General features: G+C 68.1%; 13 protein-coding genes. 9 read left to right on the top strand and 4 right to left on the bottom strand.

All coding sequences use genetic code 11. From position 1 onward, the window contains the following. Positions 1-22 precede the first annotated feature (22 nt). From AAF481_01355 to AAF481_01335, 5 genes are all read left to right on the top strand, one after another. Positions 23-2,329 (top strand): hydantoinase/oxoprolinase family protein, encoded by a 2,307-nt coding sequence (locus AAF481_01355; GenBank protein ID MEM7479793.1) that lies wholly within the window; start codon positions 23-25, stop codon positions 2,327-2,329. Next, entirely contained in the window at positions 2,326-3,879 is a 1,554-nt protein-coding gene (locus AAF481_01350) for a hydantoinase B/oxoprolinase family protein (protein ID MEM7479792.1), read from the top strand. Before AAF481_01355 ends, AAF481_01350 begins: the two co-directional genes overlap by 4 nt. Continuing rightward, positions 3,876-5,180: a divalent metal cation transporter gene (locus tag AAF481_01345; protein MEM7479791.1), complete on the top strand. Its 1,305-nt coding sequence runs from the start codon at positions 3,876-3,878 to the stop codon at positions 5,178-5,180. The genes AAF481_01350 and AAF481_01345 overlap by 4 nt, the downstream gene beginning before the upstream one ends. 186 nt (positions 5,181-5,366) lie before the next feature. Next, entirely contained in the window at positions 5,367-5,645 is a 279-nt protein-coding gene (locus AAF481_01340; GenBank protein ID MEM7479790.1) for a hypothetical protein, read from the top strand. Beyond that, positions 5,635-6,111 carry a PIN domain-containing protein gene (locus AAF481_01335; protein ID MEM7479789.1) on the top strand — a complete coding sequence of 159 codons (477 nt, stop codon included), beginning with the start codon at positions 5,635-5,637 and terminating at the stop codon, positions 6,109-6,111. The genes AAF481_01340 and AAF481_01335 overlap by 11 nt, the downstream gene beginning before the upstream one ends. 12 nt (positions 6,112-6,123) lie before the next feature. On the opposite strand, the gene AAF481_01330 is transcribed toward AAF481_01335, so the two are convergent. After that, complete coding sequence (locus AAF481_01330) at positions 6,124-8,214, bottom strand: NAD(+) synthase (protein MEM7479788.1); 2,091 nt, start codon at positions 8,212-8,214, stop codon at positions 6,124-6,126. Positions 8,215-8,360: 146 nt separating this feature from the next. Between AAF481_01330 and AAF481_01325 the strand changes: the two genes are divergently transcribed. Then, positions 8,361-9,632, top strand: a complete 1,272-nt coding sequence (locus AAF481_01325; GenBank protein ID MEM7479787.1) for a DUF418 domain-containing protein — start codon at positions 8,361-8,363, stop codon at positions 9,630-9,632. A gap of 65 nt (positions 9,633-9,697) precedes the next feature. Here AAF481_01325 and AAF481_01320 read toward each other — a convergent pair whose 3' ends face one another. Both AAF481_01320 and AAF481_01315 read right to left on the bottom strand, forming a co-directional pair. Then, the gene (locus AAF481_01320; GenBank protein MEM7479786.1) at positions 9,698-10,804 is read right to left on the bottom strand and encodes a hypothetical protein; all 1,107 of its coding nucleotides are present in this window, start codon (positions 10,802-10,804) and stop codon (positions 9,698-9,700) included. A 2-nt stretch (positions 10,805-10,806) separates the two neighbouring features. Continuing rightward, a complete protein-coding gene (locus AAF481_01315; protein MEM7479785.1) occupies positions 10,807-11,487 on the bottom strand; it encodes a hypothetical protein in 681 nt (226 codons plus the stop codon). A gap of 186 nt (positions 11,488-11,673) precedes the next feature. Between AAF481_01315 and AAF481_01310 the strand changes: the two genes are divergently transcribed. Then, a complete protein-coding gene (locus AAF481_01310) occupies positions 11,674-12,555 on the top strand; it encodes a polyphosphate kinase 2 family protein (GenBank protein ID MEM7479784.1) in 882 nt (293 codons plus the stop codon). 44 nt (positions 12,556-12,599) lie between these two features. Here AAF481_01310 and AAF481_01305 read toward each other — a convergent pair whose 3' ends face one another. Beyond that, positions 12,600-13,916, bottom strand: coding sequence for an NAD(P)/FAD-dependent oxidoreductase (locus AAF481_01305; protein MEM7479783.1), 1,317 nt, complete (start codon positions 13,914-13,916; stop codon positions 12,600-12,602). On the opposite strand from AAF481_01305, the gene AAF481_01300 reads away from it, so the two are divergent. Together AAF481_01300 and AAF481_01295 are read left to right on the top strand one after the other, a co-directional pair. Next, positions 13,915-17,433, top strand: coding sequence for an MMPL family transporter (locus AAF481_01300; GenBank protein MEM7479782.1), 3,519 nt, complete (start codon positions 13,915-13,917; stop codon positions 17,431-17,433). The genes AAF481_01305 and AAF481_01300 overlap by 2 nt on opposite strands. A gap of 37 nt (positions 17,434-17,470) precedes the next feature. Beyond that, positions 17,471-17,620, top strand: a complete 150-nt coding sequence (locus tag AAF481_01295) for a hypothetical protein (GenBank protein ID MEM7479781.1) — start codon at positions 17,471-17,473, stop codon at positions 17,618-17,620. The last annotated feature ends 25 nt before the right edge of the window (positions 17,621-17,645 follow it).

Raw genomic sequence — 17,645 nt, 5'->3', positions numbered from 1 at the left:
CCGGCGCGGGAGTCCTTGCGCAGTGAATCGGACTTCGGAGCCGGTGGCCCGGTGGCGTCTGTGGATCGACACCGGCGGGACCTTTACGGACTGCCTGGCCCGCGCGCCGGACGGCCGCTGGCGGCGCGCCAAGGTGCTCAGTTCGAGCACCCTCCGCGGCCGGATCGAAGGTCGCGTGGGCGACCGAACGCTTCACCTGGGCGGTCTCGCCGGGGCGCCGCAGGGTCTGTTCGATAACTGCACTCTCGCACTCCTCGCCGGCGCCTCGCCGGCTGCCGAAGGCGGCGCCGATGAGATTGCGGTCACCGGTCACCGGAGCGTCGCCGGCGAGTCCGATCTGCAACGAATCGAACTGGCGTCGCCGGCACCCACCTCCTGGCGAAAAGGGGTGCCGATCAGCCTGCGCTCGCCGGAGGAGGCGCCGATTCTGGCGGCGCGCTGGGTCACCGGAACGGCCGCGCGGCAGCCGCTGCCACCGATCGCCCTGCGCCTCGCCACCACCCGCGGCACAAACGCTCTGCTCGAACGCCGCGGCGCCCGCACGGCGCTCCTGGTGACGCGTGGTTTCGCCGATTTGCTGGTGATCGGCGACCAGCGCCGGCCGGACCTCTTCGCCCTCGCGATCGACCGCCCGGCGCCGCTCTATTCTCGAGTTTTCGAGATCGACGAGCGGATGGCTCTGCGACGGGACGACGAGGGAGGGGTGGCCGCCGGGGAAGCCTTGCGTCCGCTACCGGACGACCGCCTCCGAGAGCTGGCGTCTACCCTGGCCGGGCAGGGATTCGAGGCGGTTGCGATTTCGTTGCTGCACTCGGATCGCTATCCGGATCACGAGCGCCGGGCGGTCGAACTCCTGTCTTCTGCGGGATTGCCGATTTCAGCCTCCGCCGAGCTGGCGCCGATGATCGGCTATCAGGCGCGCACCGAAACGGCGGTGGTCAATGCCTACCTGTCGCCGGTGATCGATTCCTATCTGGACGGAGTGGAGGAGGCCCTGGCGCCTGCCGGAGGCTCGCTCCGCATCATGACCAGTGCCGGCCACCTGATGGGTCGCAACAGGTTTCATCCCAAGGACAGCCTGCTGTCCGGTCCGGCCGGTGGCGTGGTGGGGGCCGCTGCTGCTGGGCGGGCGGCGGGCTGCGAGCGGATCATCGCCTTCGATATGGGCGGAACCAGCAGCGACGTGGCCCGCTGGGACGGCGAGTTCGACTTGCGGTTCGAACACCGGGTGGGCACGGCGCGGCTGCTGGCGCCGGCCCTGGCGATCGAGAGCGTCGCCGCCGGTGGCGGCTCGATTTGCCACTTCGATGGGGTAGCCCTGGGGGTGGGGCCGGAGAGCGCCGGGGCGATGCCCGGGCCGGCCTGCTACGGCGCCGGGGGACCGCTCACCCTGACCGATGTCCACTTGCTCCTCGGTCGCCTCGATGCGGCGCGCTTCGGCATCCCGATCGATCCGCCCGCGGCCCTTGAAGCGTTCCGGTCCGTCGAGAATCAGGTGCGAGAAGCGCTGGGCGAGGTACCTCCTCCGGAACGCCTGCTCGCCGGAATGCTGGCCATCGCCAATGAGCGCATGGCCGAAGCGATTCGCCGGATTTCCGTTCGCGAAGGGAAGGATCCGGCGGACTACGCAATGGTGGCCTTTGGCGGCGCCGGTGGGCTGCACGCCTGTTCCCTGGCGGTGAAGCTCGGCATCCGCACGGTGGTGATTCCGGCGGATGCCGGCCTGCTGAGCGCCCGGGGCTTGGGGGCGGCGGCGATCGAGCGCATCGCCCGGCGACAGGTGCTGGCGCCGCTGACCCGGTGCGGTGGGGAACTCCCGGCCCTGCTCGCCGCCCTCGAAGACGAGGCGCGCCGGGAGGTGACGGTCGGCGAGTCGGCGGCGAGTCCGCGGATTCATCGCCGCGAAGCGGAACTCCGGCTCGTCGGTCAGGAGTCGTCGTTGGCCATCGCGAGTCCGCCGGCGGTCACGGTCGAGGAAGTGCTGAAGGAGGGGTTCGCGGCGGCCTATGAAGGGCGCTTCGGCTACCGGCCGGAAGGGGAGCTGGAGGTGGTCTCGCTGATGGCCGCGGCGGTGGTGGGTGAGGATCGCTCGCTGCCGGGGGTACGGAGCGTACCGCGCGCCGCGGGTGCTTCCCACCGGCGGGATCTGGTGGGCGCTCTGGGTACTGTTCCGGTGGTCGAACGGACAGCCTTGGTGGCCGGAGTGGACCTCGCCGGACCGCTGGTGGTCGCCGAGGCCCACAGCACCACGATGATCGAAGACGGCTGGCGGGGGCACCTGCACGAGTCCGGCGCGTTGGTTTTGGAGCGACCGGAGGCGGAGCGATGATCGGTCCCGTCGAGTTGGAACTCTTCACCCACCGCTTCGAGGCCATCGCCCGGGAAATGGGCGAGATGCTTCAGCGGACGGCGGTCTCGACCAATATCCGGGAACGCCTGGACTTCTCCTGCGCGGTGCTCGACGCGGACGGTCGCCTGGTGGCCAACGCGCCGCATATTCCGGTGCATCTGGGGGCCCTGGGCTTATGCGTGCGCAAGCTGATGGCGGGGGGCTTTGCGGACGACGGACTCCGGCCGGGGGACGCCATCGTCACCAATCATCCGGCTTGGGGAGGCTCCCACCTGCCGGATGTGACGGTGGTGAGTCCGGTGTTCGCCGCCGACGAGCGGATCGGCTTCGTGGCGAATCGGGCGCACCATGCGGAGATCGGCGGGTCGCGGCCCGGTTCGATGCCGCCGGACGCCCGTTGCCTCGCCGAGGAGGGTGTGGTCCTCGAACCCTTTGCCCTGGTGCGCGACGGCATCTCCCGCTGGCCGGAACTGCGCCGTCGCATGACCTCAGGGCCGTTTCCCACCCGTTCCTACACCGAGAACGTCGCCGATCTCCACGCCGCCCTGGCGGCCAATGGGCGCGGTGCGGCGGTGCTCGCCGGACTGGCCGCGATCCACGGAAACCCGGTGATCCGGGCGGCGATGACGGCGCTGGCGTCGCGCTCGGGAACGCTGGTGGAGCGCGCCCTGGCGAGCCGACCGGCGGGCCGCTACGAAGCGCTCCACCGCCTCGACGACGGAGCGCCGATCCGAGTGGCCGTCGACCTCGAAGGGGGTCGGGCTCGGATCGACTTCACCGGCACCGGGCCGGTCCACCGGGGTAACCTCAACGCGCCGCCGGCGGTGGTGCAGAGCGCCGTGCTCTACGTTCTGCGACTGCTGGTGGACGAGCCGCTGCCGCTCAACGAAGGGCTGATGAAGCCGGTACGGTTGATCGTTCCCGAGGGCATGCTCAATCCGCCGTTCCCGGCGGACCCGTTGGCGGCACCGGCGGTGGTCGGCGGCAATGTCGAAACCAGCCAGCGGGTGGTGGACACCTTGATCGAGGCCCTGAGCTTGGCCGCCGGCAGCCAGGGGACGATGAACAATGTGCTGTTCGGCAACGAGCGCTTTGGTTACTACGAGACCGTCGGCGGAGGTGCCGGTGCCGGGCCGGGCTTTGCCGGTGCCGATGCGGTACACAGCCACATGACCAACACCCGGATCACCGATCCGGAAATCCTCGAACACCGCTATCCGGTGCGCCTGGAGCGTTTCGCGGTCCGGCGTGGCTCCGGTGGTGCCGGCCGCTTTCGGGGCGGCGACGGGATCGTGCGCGAGATGACTTTCTTGCAGCCGGTAGAACTCTCGCTGCTCTCCCAACGCCGATCCGAGGGACCCGCCGGCGCCGCCGGCGGAGGGCCCGGCAGCCCGGGCCGGCAGCGGCTCCGGCGGGCCGACGGCAGCGGCGAGGACCTGCCGGGCATCGCCGGACGGTCCGTGATGCCCGGCGATCGCCTGGTGCTCGAAACCCCCGGCGGAGGAGGCTGGGGAGGGGAGAACGAATGAAACGTCTACTCTCGGTCCTGTTGTGGTCCGCCATCGCCGCCGCCTTCATCGGTCCCGGCACCGTCACCGCCGCCGCTTCCGCTGGCGCTGCGCACCGCTATGCCCTGCTCTGGGCATTGGTGTTCTCGACCCTGACGACCTTCGTCCTGCAGGAGGCGAGCGGCCGTTTGGCTCTCCATTCCGGGGAAGATCTGGCCGCCGCCCTTGGGCGGTGGGCCGGCGGCCGTTGGATGGCGGTACTGGTGGCCGGCGCGGTGATTCTCGGCTGTGCCGCCTACCAGGCGGGGAATCTCCTCGGCGCGGTAGCCGGCGCGGATCTGGCCTTCGTCCGGGGCGATGCCTCCGGAGGGACGGTGCCGTGGCTGGTCGCCTTGGCGGTGGCGGCCGCCTGTTTGCTCTTCCTCGGTTCGCCGCGCGCGGTGGCCCGGGCCTTGAGCGCCCTGGTGGCGCTGATGGGTGTCGCCTTCGCGATCGCGGCCTGGCGGCTGGCGCCGCCCTGGGGAGAGGTGGCGCGGGGTGCCCTGGTGCCGGATCTGCCGGCGGGAGCGGGCTTGCTCGTGTTGGGCCTGGTCGGCACGACGGTGGTGCCCTACAACCTGTTTCTCGGATCGAGCCTGGCCCGTGGTCAGAGCCTGGCAGAAATGCGCTTTGGTCTCGCCGTGGCGATCGGCCTCGGCGGTTTGATCTCCCTGGCGGTCATGGTCACCGGCGCCGCCGTGACCGGCGAGTTCTCCTTCGCCGCCATCGGCGCAGTGTTGGGTGAACGCCTCGGCGCAGGGGCTCGCCGGTTGTTTTACCTCGGGTTGCTCGGTGCCGGGTTGTCGTCCGCCGTCACCGCACCCCTGGCAGCGGCGATCACCGCCCGGGGGCTCGCACGCCGCAAAGATGGCGACCTCTGGAATCCCCGGAGGTTGCGGTTTCGAGCCGTATGGGCGGGAGTGCTCGCAGCCGGCTTGATGGTGGGCCTGACCGGCCTCCAGCCGGTGCCGGTGATCCTTCTGGCGCAGGCCCTCAACGGCGTTCTGTTGCCGATCGTGACGGTCTTCTTGCTTCTGGCGGTCAACGATCGCGCGGCTCTCGGGTCCGAGGGCATCAATGGCCCCTGGGGAAACGCCGCGCTGGCCGTCGTCTCGGCGGTGACGGTGCTCCTCGGGGTGCGCCTCGTCGCTCTCGCCGTCGCCAAGGCCCTGGGCCTACCGCAGCCGCCAGGGCTCGCGATGGTCGTCCTCGCCGGGGTCCTCGGTCTCCTTCTCGCGGTTCCCCTGGCGCGCCGCATTCGGTCCCTTCGAGAGAATCGCTAGCAGGGCAGCTGAAAGACTAGGCCGAAGGCCTTTTTCAGCAACCTGCTAGCTCCCGACGAGCGATCCTCGCCGCCTTCCGCGTCTCCCCTATCGATCCCCCCCGAGCACGGGGATGAAACACCCTGAAACGGTGCGGAAGGAGGACGAGGATTGATTGCAAAGGTAAAATGCACTACACTGAAGTGCATGAAGAAGTCGGAAGTCTACAGTTGGCGCCTCGACGCTCGCCTCAAGGCCGAGCTGGAAGCCGCCGCCCGGGAGGAGGAAACCAGCATGTCCCATCTGCTCGAAGGAATCGTCACTCGCTGGCTTGCCGGACGCTCCGGCGAAGGCGCCGCGGTCGAAGAACGCATGCGCCGGGAGGCGCGGGCTTGCTTCGGCGTGCTGCGGGGCGGAGATCCAGATCGCTCCAGCCGGGTGCGCGAGCGGGTGCGCGAGCGCCTGCGGCAAAATCATGGTTCCTAGGTCACCGGCGGAGGGCGGGCTCGGCCGCGGCGAAATGCGTCCCAAGGCGCTGGCCGATACCGGCGCTCTGCTGGCCCTGCTGGATGCGGACGATCGATGGCACCGTGCCTGTGTGACAGCTTTCGAGGAGCTTCCGTTGCCGCTGGCGACGACCTCGGCGGTGCTCTGCGAGCTGTTTCACCTGCTGGGCGACTCGGAGCCCGGCCAGGCCGCCGTCTGGCGCCTGCTGACCACCGGTGCGCTGGTGCTGGAGCCGATGGCCGGCGAGGATTTGCGACCTCTCGAGGACTTGATGGTGCGCTATGCGGACCGGCCGATGGACTTCGCCGATGCCACCTTGGTGCGCCTGGCCGAGCGAGCGGGCCTGTCGACGGTGTTCACCGTCGATCACGCGGACTTCGAGACCTATCGCTTCGCCGGCCGCCGGACCTTCGGGATTCGGCCGCTCCGGCAACCGGTAGGTTAGCAGGTTGCTGAACTAGGCCTTCGGCCTAGCGTCGGGAACGCTGGCCAGCTCGTCGAGCCAGACTTCGGCCTCGCCGTCGCTCGGCGCCCGCCAGTCGCCACGCGGCGAAAGGGAGCCGCCGGATCCGACCTTGGGGCCGTTGGGGCTGGCCGACCGCTTGAACTGGGAGAGCTTGAAAAAGCGGTAGAGGAAGACCCCCAGCCACTTCTTGATGGTGGCGAGGTCATACTCGTTGCGGCGGTCTTCGGGCAACGTCTCGGGCCACGGACCGCGTTTGCGATCGCCCCAGGCGTGGTGGGCGAGGAAGGCCACCTTCGATGGCCGGAAGCCGTAGCGGGTGACGAAATAGAGGTGGAAGTCCTGCAGTTCGTAGGGGCCGATCACCTCTTCCGTGCGTTGTGCCGGACCGTCCGGGTCGGCTTCGTCGCCGTTGCCGGGAATGAGTTCCGGCGAGATCTCCGTGTCCAGGATGGACTGCAGGACTTCCGATGCCTCGCCTTCGAAGCGGCCGCTTTGGATCTCCCAGCGGATCAGATGCTGGATCAGGGTCTTGGGCACAGAGGTGTTGACGTTGTAGTGCGACATCTGGTCGCCCACGCCGTAGGTTGTCCAGCCGAGGGCGAGTTCCGAGAGATCGCCGGTGCCGAGGACCAGGGCGCCGTGGAAGTTCGCCAGCCGGAAGAGGTGCGAGGTACGCTCCCCGGCCTGTACGTTCTCGAAGGTGACGTCGTGGATCGGTTCGCCGTCGGCGAAGGGGTGCTCGAGATCCTCCAGCATCTGCCGGGCCGACGGGCGGATGTCGATCTCTTCGGCGCTGACGCCGAAGACCTTCATCAAGGCGCGAGCGCTTTCCAGCGTTCGTTCGCTGGTGGCGAAGCCCGGCAGGGTGTAGGCCAGGATGTTCGCGCGCGGCAGGCCGAGGCGATCGAAAGTCTTGATCGCCACCAGCAGGGCTTGGGTGGAATCCAGGCCGCCGGAGATACCGACCACCACCTTGTCAATACCGGTGGCTTCGAGGCGCTTCATCAAGCCGTGGATCTGGATTTCGTAGGCTTCGTAGCAGCGCTCGTCCCGCAGCGTCCGGTCGGAGGGAACGTAGGGGAAGCGATCGACCTCCCGCTTGAGCGGCAAGGCGTCCTCCGGTCCGTCCAGCTCCGGTGGGGCGAGATCGAAGGGAATGCGCCGGAAGGTCGCCAGACGCTGCCGCAAATCGCCGATCGAGTCGCCGAAGCTGGTGAGCCGAAGGCGTTCCTGACGCAGCCGTTCGAGGTCGATGTCGGCCACCAGCAGATCGCCGTCCCGCGGGAATCGTTCGGCTTCGGCCAGCAACTCGGCGTTCTCGTAAATCAAGGCCTGGCCGTCCCAGGCCATGTCGGTAGTGGACTCGCCGGGTCCGGCGGCGGCGAACAGATAGGCCGCCGCACAACGACCGGACTGCGCGGCGCAGAGCGCACGGCGGAAGTCCGCCTTGCCGATGGTGACGTTGCTGGCGGAGAGATTGGTCAGCACCGTGGCGCCGGCCAGGGCGGCGTAGGTCGACGGCGGAATGGGTACCCAGAGGTCTTCGCAGATCTCCGTGTGGATCACCAGGTTGCGGATGCCCGTCGCCTCGAAGATCAGGTCTGTGCCGAAGGGTACCTCCCGGCCGAGGAGCCGGCACGACGGGCCGATGGCCTGTCGTGCCGAAGCGAAATGACGCTTTTCGTAAAACTCCCGATAGTTGGGCAAGAAGCTCTTCGGCACCACTCCGAGGATGTCGCCGCGATAGATCGCGACGGCGCAGTTGAACAGGCGGTCCTCATGGCGCATCGGCAAGCCCACCAGCAACAGCGGCATGAGGTCGCGGCTCGCTTCGCACAGCCGGTCGAGGGCCTGCTCGCTGGCGTCGAGCAGGGCGTCCTGATGAAACAGGTCGTCGCAGGTGTAGGCCGTCAGGCCGAGTTCCGGGAACAGCACCACGGCCGCCCGCTGCTCCGAGGCCTGCCGGGCCAGGGTGAGAGTTTCGTCACCGTTGAAGGCGGGAGTGCCTACCTTGACGCGTGGAATTCCGACCGCCACCCGGGCGAATCCATGGGAGTAGAGGGAGCGGAAAGAGCTGTTCATCGGCGGGATTTCCTCGCCGGGACCCTACCAGATCGAAGGGCGCGGAGGTTCACCTACCGGTATTTCCCCAGCCCTTCCTTCGCACCAGCCTCCTATTGCGAGGCCCGATGCGCCTGCATCGGGAAAGAAGGGCTAAACTCACCGCCATGATGACCGAATCTGATCAGTCGTTGGAGTCCGAGGCCGGCGAACCTACTCCCACGCCGGCGGCCGCTCGGCCGGTAACCAAAGCGCAGCGGATCGTCACTCTGGACGTCCTGCGCGGTTTCGCGGTGTTGGGCATCTTGGTGATGAATATCCAGAGCTTCGCCATGCCCAATGCCGCCTACGTGAACCCCACCGCCTACGGCGACCTGAGCGGTGCGAACCTCGTTGTCTGGCTGGTGAGCCACGTGCTGGCGGACCAAAAGTTCATGACCATCTTTTCGCTGCTTTTCGGGGCCGGCATTGCCCTGATGGCGGGCCGCATGAAGGCGCGAGGAACCAGTGGGTGGTACCTGCATCTGCGGCGGATGGGCGGGCTGCTGGTGATCGGGATGATCCATGCCTACGGCATTTGGGGTGGCGACATCTTGGTGACCTATGCGGTGTGCGGTGTGGTGGTCTTCTCCTGCCGGAACTGGTCACCGCGATCGCTGGTGGTGACCGCAGTCGCTGTGCTGTGTGTGCCGATGTTGTTCTCCACTCTCGGTGCTGTTTCGATTCCCGATTGGCCGGCGGCGGCGGTGGCGGAGACCGATGCCGATTGGCAACCGGATGCTCAGCTCCTCGCCGATGAAATCGCCGCCTATCGCGGCTCTTGGTGGCAGCAGATGGAGTATCGCAAGGAACTGGCTCGGTTCTTCCAAGGGCCGGCCTTCCTGTTGTGGACCTTGTGGCGGGCCGGAGGACTGATGCTCTTGGGCATGGCCGCCTTCAAGCTGGGCATTCTCTCAGGCGAGCGCTCCCGGCGCTTCTACCGCAACCTCACCGCGGGTGGCCTGGGCTTGGGCATTCCGATCGTGGCCGTTGGGGTGGTGTTGCACTTCGAGCACGGATGGGATTGGCGATGGTCCTATTTCATCGGCTCCTTTCCCAACTACCTCGGGAGTCTGCTGATCGCCGCCGGCTACGTCGGCTGGGTGGTGGGCGCCAGCGCCGCCGGCAGAATGTTCCTTCAGAAGTCTCTCGCCGCGGCCGGGCAGATGGCCTTCACCAACTATCTTGGGCAGTCGATCCTCTGCACGCTGCTCCACTATGGCCACGGGTTGGGGTGGTTCGGTTCGGTGGAGCGGACCGGGCAGGCGGCGGTGGTGATCGCGGTGTGGATTTTCCAGCTCCTGGTGTCGAACTGGTGGTTGGCGCGCTTCCGCTTCGGACCGGCCGAATGGCTGTGGCGGTCGATGAGCTACGGTCGCCTCCAGCCGATGCGCAGGTAGTCGGCCAAAGGAAAACGCCCGAGGCCGTCCGGCGCTCGGGCGTTTGTGATCGCGCTGGAAGCGCGTTACGGCGTTTCCGACGACCACCGGATGGTGTCGCCGGTCTCGAAGCCGTCCTCGAAGCCCTCGATCACCCGCAGGGTCGGCCCGGCATCGGTGCAGCGCATGTTGTTGCCGCCCGGCTGCGACTCGTGGAAGCTGCCGGCGTGGACCCACAGAACGATGTCCGTGCCGTTGACGTTTTCGCCGTTGGTGAAGTTCGCCAAATTTGCGCGGCAAACGGCGGGGTCCGTGGAGAAGCCTGTGAAGTCCGTCAACTCGTTGCTCTTGTAGGCGAGTAGCCAGCCGTCCGCCATCGGAAAATCGTTGGGAACGATCGGCGGATCGCCGGCGGCCTGGTCCCCGGCGTTGCGGGTGACCTCGACCATGTACGGAGAGCTGTTGCTGCCGACCAACCACTGGGAGCGGGCGGGGCTGGTGTCGATCCACTCGGTCTCGGTGGTGACCCGAGTGCCGACGCCGCCGACCACCTTATCGACCCAGTTGTCCGCTGAATCGCCGATGTCGAAGTCGAAGCGCCAGTAGGCGTGGTGGTTGTGGTCCTCCTGCTCACAGGGGTGATCTACGGCGGTGAAACTGGTGCGCGCCTGGATGGTGCCGTCGGCGAAGAACTCCCAGGTCGGAATGTAGCGATACCAGCCGGCGGAGGTCTGGGCGGTCAGCTTGAGGCTGGTGCCGAAGTCCTCGACGGCGACACCGGTGAAGCTGCCGGCGTCACTGCCCGGATGGTCACACACGGTGCTCGCCGGCGTGGTGGCGCCGGTGCACTCGCCGCCGGACCCCGGGGCGCATTCGAATCGTTGGTTCTCGTCGAACCAGTCGCGGTAGCAGGGGTCGCTGAAGCAGGTGCCGTCGTAGCGCACGTTCAGGATGGGAATGTGGGCCTGCTTCAGGATGGTGGTGCCCTTCCACTTCACGTCGTAGATTTCGAGGCCGGAGCCGTTACCCGAAGGCTGACTCTGGTTGGGAGAGCGATAGCAGAACTCCCACAGCGGCACGTCCGACGGCCAGCTCACGGCATTGGCGCAGCCGCCCGCCTGGGCCGGGGCTGCCGCGAAGACTCCGAGGGTCGCGACCAACGCCACGGCGGAAAGAATCGTCTTGGCTTTCATGGTCACTTGCCCTCCGCGTTGAAGTTCTTGACGTACTGGGTGTCCCAGATCGAACCGTAGTCGAAGCGGTTGGGAACCACCTCGCCTCGGGTCAGGTCAACGAGCACCCGGCGCGCCGAGCGGCTGTGGGTGCCGCTGGTGTCGACGAAGTGGAAGATCAGGCAGATGTTGCGGCTGCAGGGATCCTGCTTGTGCGGACTGCGCAAGAAGAACGCACCATTCAAAACCAGCTTCGGGTTGTTCCGGTAGACGGCGAGGCTCTCGTCCTGCTCGATCAAGGCGATCGCTTCTTCCCGCTCGGCGCGGTTGGGCTGGATCAGACCGTAGTCGTTGCGGGTCGAGATTTCACCGGTGGCGAGGTTGGCGGTCACTTCATGGGTCAGTCCCTGGTCGTAGTTGCGGATGATCAGGGTGGCCCGGCGGAAGGGGCCATCGGGGCCCTTGGGGTAGTCCGAACCGCCCCGCAGGATTCGGGTGCGGTCGTCGCCGAGCAGGGCCTTGACCGCCGGTTGAGCGAGCATCCAGGTGGTCACGGCCTGTTCTTCGGTGGGGGTGAAGGGATCGGCCGGATAGCTGGTGAGTTGCGGCAGGTCACCGCCCTGCGTCGCCAGCGCCGGCCCGGCCAGAGCGATGCCGACGATACAGAGCAAACCCAAAAACATGGTTGCGCGACAATTTTTCATGGTTCCTCCTGCAAACGAAAAGACTGGACGCAGTTCGACGCTTCGAGCAGACTGCGCAGATGCGGAATGTTCAGAAAACTAACGAGACCTGGCCCCTGAGAAGGTCCCCAACACTAAACTAGGATAGCAGAACGACGAATCATGCGCACGTAAGCTCTTGCGAGCTTCCCAAGGGGAGAAACATCGATGATCGAACCCGTAGATAGCCCGTACCTCGTGCCCTTCGACGGGTCCTTTCGACGCACGGAACTGCCCACCCAGCCTCCTTCCGGACCCTTGGCTCGCAAGCAGGCGAAGGCTCTCCTGGCGGAGCAGGTAGACCAGCTCGCAAAGCTTCAGCGAAAGCTCTACGCCGACGACCGCTACGCTCTGCTGCTGGTGTTTCAGGCGATGGACGCGGCCGGCAAAGACGGCACCATTCGAGCTGTACTCACCGGCGTCAATCCGGCGGGCTTCCAGGTTTCCAATTTCAAGCAACCGTCGGCCGAAGAACTCGACCACGACTTTCTGTGGCGGATTTCCCGCCGGCTACCGGAACGCGGCCGCATCGGCGTCTTCAACCGCAGCCACTACGAAGAGGTGTTGGTGGTGCGGGTGCATCCGGAATACCTCGGGCCCCAGCGCTTGCCGCGGCTGATGTCGATGGACCAGCGCTGGTCCGAGCGCTACCAGTCCATCCGCCAGTTCGAAGAGCATCTGGCCCGCAACGGCACCAAGATCCTGAAGTTCTGGCTCAATGTCTCCAAGGAAGAGCAGCGGCAGCGCTTCCTGGCGCGCATCGACGAGCGCCGGAAGAACTGGAAGTTCTCCGCCGGCGACGTGCGGGAGCGCGGTTTCTGGGACCGCTATATGGAAGCCTACGAGGATGCCCTGAACGCCACTTCGCGCCCGCATGCGCCGTGGTATGCGATTCCGGCGGACGATAAGCGCTATATGCGCCTGCAGGTGGCGAAGATCGTCGTCGAGTCCCTGCGACGGTTGCATCTGAATTACCCGGAACTACCGGCGGACGAGCGCGCCGCCCTGGCCGAACAGCGGCGCCTCTTGGTGGAGGAAGCCGGCGGTTAGCAGGGAGCTTCAAGGATCGGCCGAAGTCCGTTTTCAGCAACCTGCTAGGCGTCCGCCAACGGGGCGGCCTTGGCGCGGGTGATCAGCCGCACCGGCCGGTCCGCCTTCAGGTAGTTGAACCCCCAGGAGATCATCACCGCCAGGCGATTGCGGAAGCCCACCAGGTAGTAGAGGTGTAGCCCGAGCCAGGCCAACCAGCCGATGAAACCGGTGAGGCGCAGCGCGCCGACCTCGGCGACGGCGGCGTTGCGACCAATCACCGCCATGGTGCCCTTGTCCTTGTAGCGGAAGGGCTTCTTCGAGCCTTTCCGGCGGAGGCCGGCGAGGATCCGCCGGGCCACATAGCGGCCGGCCTGCATCGCCGGCGGGCTGAGCATCGGCAGCTCCTGGCCGTCCTGATCGACGGAAGCGAGATCGCCAATGGCGTACACGTCGTTGCGGCCGTCGAGGCGCAAGAATTCGTCCACCCGCAGGCGCCGGCTGCGGCTCTTCTCCGCCTCCACCTCGCCGGCGAGATCCGTCGGGCGCACGCCGGCGGCCCACACCAGAGTGCGCGAGGCGATCTCTACCTCGCCCGCCGGTTCGACTCCCGACAAGCGCACTTCGGAATCCGTCGCGCCCTCCACCCGCACGCCGGTCATCACCTCGACACCGAGTCGGGTCAGCACCTTTTCGGCATAGGCGCCGAGGCGCGGATCGAAGGGCGGCAGCAACCGGTCCATGGCTTCGACCAGGACGATTCGGGGGCTGTGTCCGATCAGCTCCGGGTACTCGGCGCGCAGCACCAGCCGGAACAACTCCGCCAGCGCACCGGCGTACTCCACTCCGGTCGGTCCGCCGCCGACGATCACAAAGGTGAGCCAGGCGGCAATCTCTTCCGGGTCGGTGGCTCGGCTGGCCTGGTCGAGGCAACTGAGGATGTGGTTCCGAAGCTGCAAGGCTTCGTCCAGGTTCTTGAGGCCGATGGAGCGCTCGGCGATCTCGCCGTTGCCGAAGAAATTGGATTCGCTACCGGCGGCCAGCACCAGGACGTCCCAGTCGATGCGGTGCCCGTCGGCGGTCGTCAGGTATTTCCCGTCGAGGTCGATGTCCGTCACCGTCGAGCGCCGGAAACGCAGGTTGCGCGATCCGCGCAGCAACTTGCGCAGCGGGTAGGCAATGTCCGACGGGTTCAAGAGCGAACTCGCCACCTGGTATAGCAGCGGGGTGAACAGGTGGTAATTGTTGCGGTCCACCAGCAGCACGTCGGCGTCGGCGCCGTCGAGCTTCTTGACGCACTCGATGCCGCCGAAACCGCCGCCGACAATCACCACCTGTGGACGGGGCGGACTCGATGGCCGAGTTGCAGTCTGGCTTTCCATGAGCGTCCTCGCGGGTCGTCGCCGAGTTTGCCACACCCTGCCGCGCCTGGGATACAGTTCGCCGATGCTCCGCAGCCGTTTCACCTGGCTGCTGCCCCTCGTCGCGGCGCTGGTCTTGTCCCTCCTCTCGTTATGGGTGGCCGGCCAATTGCGCATCGAGGGGCAGCTCGTCGACCTATTGCCGGCCGGCACTCCCGCGGCGGAGGAATACCGCAGCTATCTGGAGCGCTTCGGCGGCTTGGAAACGGTCTACGTGATGGTCACCGCGGCGGACTCCGCAGTCTCGGGCTCCGAGCCCGGCGGGCGAGGCGGCGACGAAGTCGCCGAGGAAGGGGGTGCGCCCGCCGGCCTGCTCGTCGAGGTGGCCGAGCAGTTGGCGGCGGAGCTCGAGAGCCACGCGGTGGTGGCCGAGGCGACGGCCGGCATCAGCCCCGAGGATCTCACCTTCCTCACCCACGAGGTGCTGCCGCGGGCGGTGCTGGCGGCGCCGGAAGAGGCCGTGGCAGAGCGCCTCGCCACCCCGGCGATTGCCGATCGGGTAGCGGAACTGCGCCGCCGCCTGCGCTCACCGGCGGGCCGCTTTGCGGCGCTCTTCGCGGCGGCCGATCCGCTGGGTCTCGCTGAGACCCTTGCGGGCGGCACCGGTTCCGCCGCCGGCGGGCCGATAGACCCGGAAACCGGAGGCTTTCTGTCCCGCGACGGCGCCGCCGCCCTGGTGCTGGTGACCCCCGCCGGCAGCGATATCGACAGCGAGACCGGCAAGGCTTTGGAGGCGGCTCTGGCAAATGCCTTGGCGGCGGTCCAGGAGTCCATCCCCGGCAGATGGCGGTTGTCCGCCGTCGGCGGGCCGCTCTACGCCGCCCAGGACGAGCGCCTCTTCCGGCGCGACCTCACCCGCACCGTCGGATTTTCCATCGTCGCTATCGCTCTCCTGCTGCTGCTCTTCTTCCGCGGTTTGCGGGCGCCCCTGGCGATCCTCCTGGCGGTGGCCGCAGGGGTGTTGTGGACCGGCGCGGCGGCGGCCGTGCTGTACGGCGCGGTCAGCGCCCTGGGAGTCGCCTTCGCGGCGATCCTGCTCGGCCTCGGAGTCGACTACGGGATCCACGGAGCGACTCGATTCCGCCAATATCGGCTGGGCGGAAAAGCCGCTGGCGGGTCCCTCTTCGCGGCTTGCCGCGATGCCGGTCCGGCGATTCTCACCTCCGCCGTGACCACCGCCCTGGCCTTCGGTGTCCTGTCCTTCGGCCACTTCCGGCCGGTTCGGGAACTCGGCGTTCTGGTGCTGGTGGGAATCCTCGCCATTCTCGTCGCGACCTTGGCCGTCGGCGCTCCGATCCTGGTTCTGACGGCCGGTGAGCGCGAGGATTCGAAGAGCACCGAAGGGTGGATTTGGCGAGTCCTGGGCCGGGCCGTGGAGATCGCCGTCGCCTGGGGACGCCGCCGGCGAAGGGTGGTTCTAGTGGTGGCACTGCTGCTCACCGCGGCCGCTCTCGTCGGGGTGCGGAATCTCTCGTTCAACGGCGATCTGCGCTCCCTGCGCCCGGCCGATCACCCGGCGATGTCCGCCGAGAGCGCCCTCGCTACGGGTTTCGATCTCGGCCTCGACCGCTCGACGGTGGTGGTCTTCGGCCAGGACCGCGCCGAGGCCCTTGGCCGAGCGGCGGAGGTGACGCGGCGGCTGCGGGCGATCGGCGCCGACGTCACCTCGCCGGCGGACTGGCTGGCCGAGGTGCCCGGCCGGCGCCAGCGGCTACCGGCCGCGGCGGCCGCTGGGTCGCTGCGCCAGGCCCTGACCGCCGAGGGCTTCGCACTCTCGGCCTTCGAGCGGCCGTTGGCGGTGCTCGACGCTCTGGCGGCCGGCGCCGGACCGCCGCCGATCGACTGGAGCGCCGCTCCCTCGGCGCTCGGCCGGCTGCTGGCGGAGGACGCTGAGGGCGCCTGGGTGGCGGTCTCGTTCGGAGTACCGGTGGGGCGCTGGCCGGCCGGTCCACCGCCGGAGATCCTACGCGGCATCGAGCCCCGGCCGGCGGTGGCTTCGGTGCCGCGCTTGGCGGCGGAGATCAAAGATCAGGTGGCCGGTGACCTGCGGCGCCTCGGAGGGATCGCCCTCGCCCTGGTGGCGCTGGTGGTGCTGGTGTCCTTCCCGGGACGCCCCGGCCGGGCCGTGCTCGCCCTGCTGCCGGTGACCCTGGGCACTCTATGGACCCTCGGCGCCTGCGGCCTCCTCGGGCTTCCCCTCGATCCATTCACCCTGCTCGTTGCGCCGCTGCTGCTGGGCATCGGGGTAGACGACGGTCTCCACGCCTTGCACGGCGCCGGCGCGCTCCATCGCTCGGTGCTCGGCGCCGGCCGGGCGATGGCGCTGACCACCCTCACCACCGTCATCGGCTTCGGCAGCCTCGCCCTGTCGGGCATTCCCGCGCTGCGCGGCGGGGGTTTGGTGGTGGCCCTGGGAACGGCCCTCTGTTTGCTGGTGACGTTGATCCTGCTGCCGGCCCTGGAGCGCTTGCGCCGGGAGGATCCGGAGGGCTCTTCAAGCTTCGAGCCCTTCGCCGTCGACCAGCCGGCGCCGGACGAAGTGCCGCCGCACGCACCGCGCACCGGCCGGATGGCCCGCTGGCTCGGTCCGTTCAGCTTTTCCGGTGTGTTCTGGTTTCGCCTCCACGCCTTCGCCGCCCGCACCCTGCCGGAGCGGGTCAAGGGCTGGGTGATCGCCGTGATGGCGGTGCTTTTCTGGACCTGCCTGCGGGGGGTGCGGCGGGCGATCGTCCGCAACCTGGAACCGGTGCTCGGACCGGTGGGCGTATTCGGCGGCGCCCGGCGGAGCTTTCGAACGGTCCACAACCTCGCCTGGTGCATGACCGAGCGCTGGGAACGGTTGGAGACGGACGTTCCCTTCGAGGTGCAGCAGGAGGGGGTCGAGACCTGGCGCGAGTTGCTCTCCCGGGACCGCGGATTCATCCTGGTCACGGCGCACATCGGCAGTTGGGAGGTGGGCTCGACCGTTCCCTCTTCGGAGGACGGGGTGGTGGTTCACGTGGTGCGCGAGGAAGAGATGGACGCCAAGACCCAGGCGGCGCTACGCCGGGCGATCGAGCGCCGCACCGGCTCGGCCTACCGCACGCACTTCGCCTCGACCATCGATCCGCGCCTCGGTATCCGCCTGCTGGAGGCCCTGCGCCAGGGTGAGGTGGTGGCTCTGCAGGGGGATCGGCCGCGGGCCGCCGGCCGCAGCATCGAAATGCGCCTCTTCGGCCGCCCCTATCGCATGCCCGTGGGACCGGCGGCGCTGGCGCGCTCGGCGGAGGTACCGCTGATGCCGGTGTTCGTGTTCCGCGAAGGGCGCCGAAGGTACCGCGTCGCTCCTTCGGAGCCGATCTACATCCAGCGCACCCAGGACCGCTCGGCTGATCTCCGGCCGGCCTTGGAAACCCTGGCGGCGGCGATCGAGGAGGCTGTCCGACACCGGCCCTATCAGTGGTTCTGCTTCCGAGACCTTTGGCCGAAGGGGGGCTAGGCGCCCGCCCGCGGGACCGCCCCCTCGACGCCAAGAAGTGCCACTCTCGGCCGGGCCGCGGAGGCGTCTCACCCCCATCCTCGGCGGCTCTCGCGAGGGCGCCAAGCCCGCCGCCTCGGCCTTGGTCCTCGGTCGCGATCTGCTGGAGTCGCCGATCGCGACCTTGATCGGCGATATTCAGGAATGAACGGTGATCTCCAACTGCGGCTCAC

This window comes from Acidobacteriota bacterium (assembly GCA_039030395.1).
Lineage (GTDB): Bacteria > Acidobacteriota > Thermoanaerobaculia > Multivoradales > JBCCEF01 > JBCCEF01.
Note: the sequence above shows the minus strand (reverse complement) of the source record. Positions and strands in the feature narration are given on the sequence as shown.

Coding starts and splice junctions, on each gene's coding strand:
- AAF481_01300 (MEM7479782.1), top strand. CDS start 13,915: ATGAGCGTCCTCGCGGGTCGTCGCCGAGTTTGCCACACCCTGCCGCGC.
- AAF481_01330 (MEM7479788.1), bottom strand. CDS start 8,214: ATGAACAGCTCTTTCCGCTCCCTCTACTCCCATGGATTCGCCCGGGTG.
- AAF481_01350 (MEM7479792.1), top strand. CDS start 2,326: ATGATCGGTCCCGTCGAGTTGGAACTCTTCACCCACCGCTTCGAGGCC.
- AAF481_01345 (MEM7479791.1), top strand. CDS start 3,876: ATGAAACGTCTACTCTCGGTCCTGTTGTGGTCCGCCATCGCCGCCGCC.
- AAF481_01315 (MEM7479785.1), bottom strand. CDS start 11,487: ATGAAAAATTGTCGCGCAACCATGTTTTTGGGTTTGCTCTGTATCGTC.
- AAF481_01335 (MEM7479789.1), top strand. CDS start 5,635: ATGGTTCCTAGGTCACCGGCGGAGGGCGGGCTCGGCCGCGGCGAAATG.
- AAF481_01325 (MEM7479787.1), top strand. CDS start 8,361: ATGATGACCGAATCTGATCAGTCGTTGGAGTCCGAGGCCGGCGAACCT.
- AAF481_01320 (MEM7479786.1), bottom strand. CDS start 10,804: ATGAAAGCCAAGACGATTCTTTCCGCCGTGGCGTTGGTCGCGACCCTC.
- AAF481_01340 (MEM7479790.1), top strand. CDS start 5,367: ATGAAGAAGTCGGAAGTCTACAGTTGGCGCCTCGACGCTCGCCTCAAG.
- AAF481_01305 (MEM7479783.1), bottom strand. CDS start 13,916: ATGGAAAGCCAGACTGCAACTCGGCCATCGAGTCCGCCCCGTCCACAG.
- AAF481_01310 (MEM7479784.1), top strand. CDS start 11,674: ATGATCGAACCCGTAGATAGCCCGTACCTCGTGCCCTTCGACGGGTCC.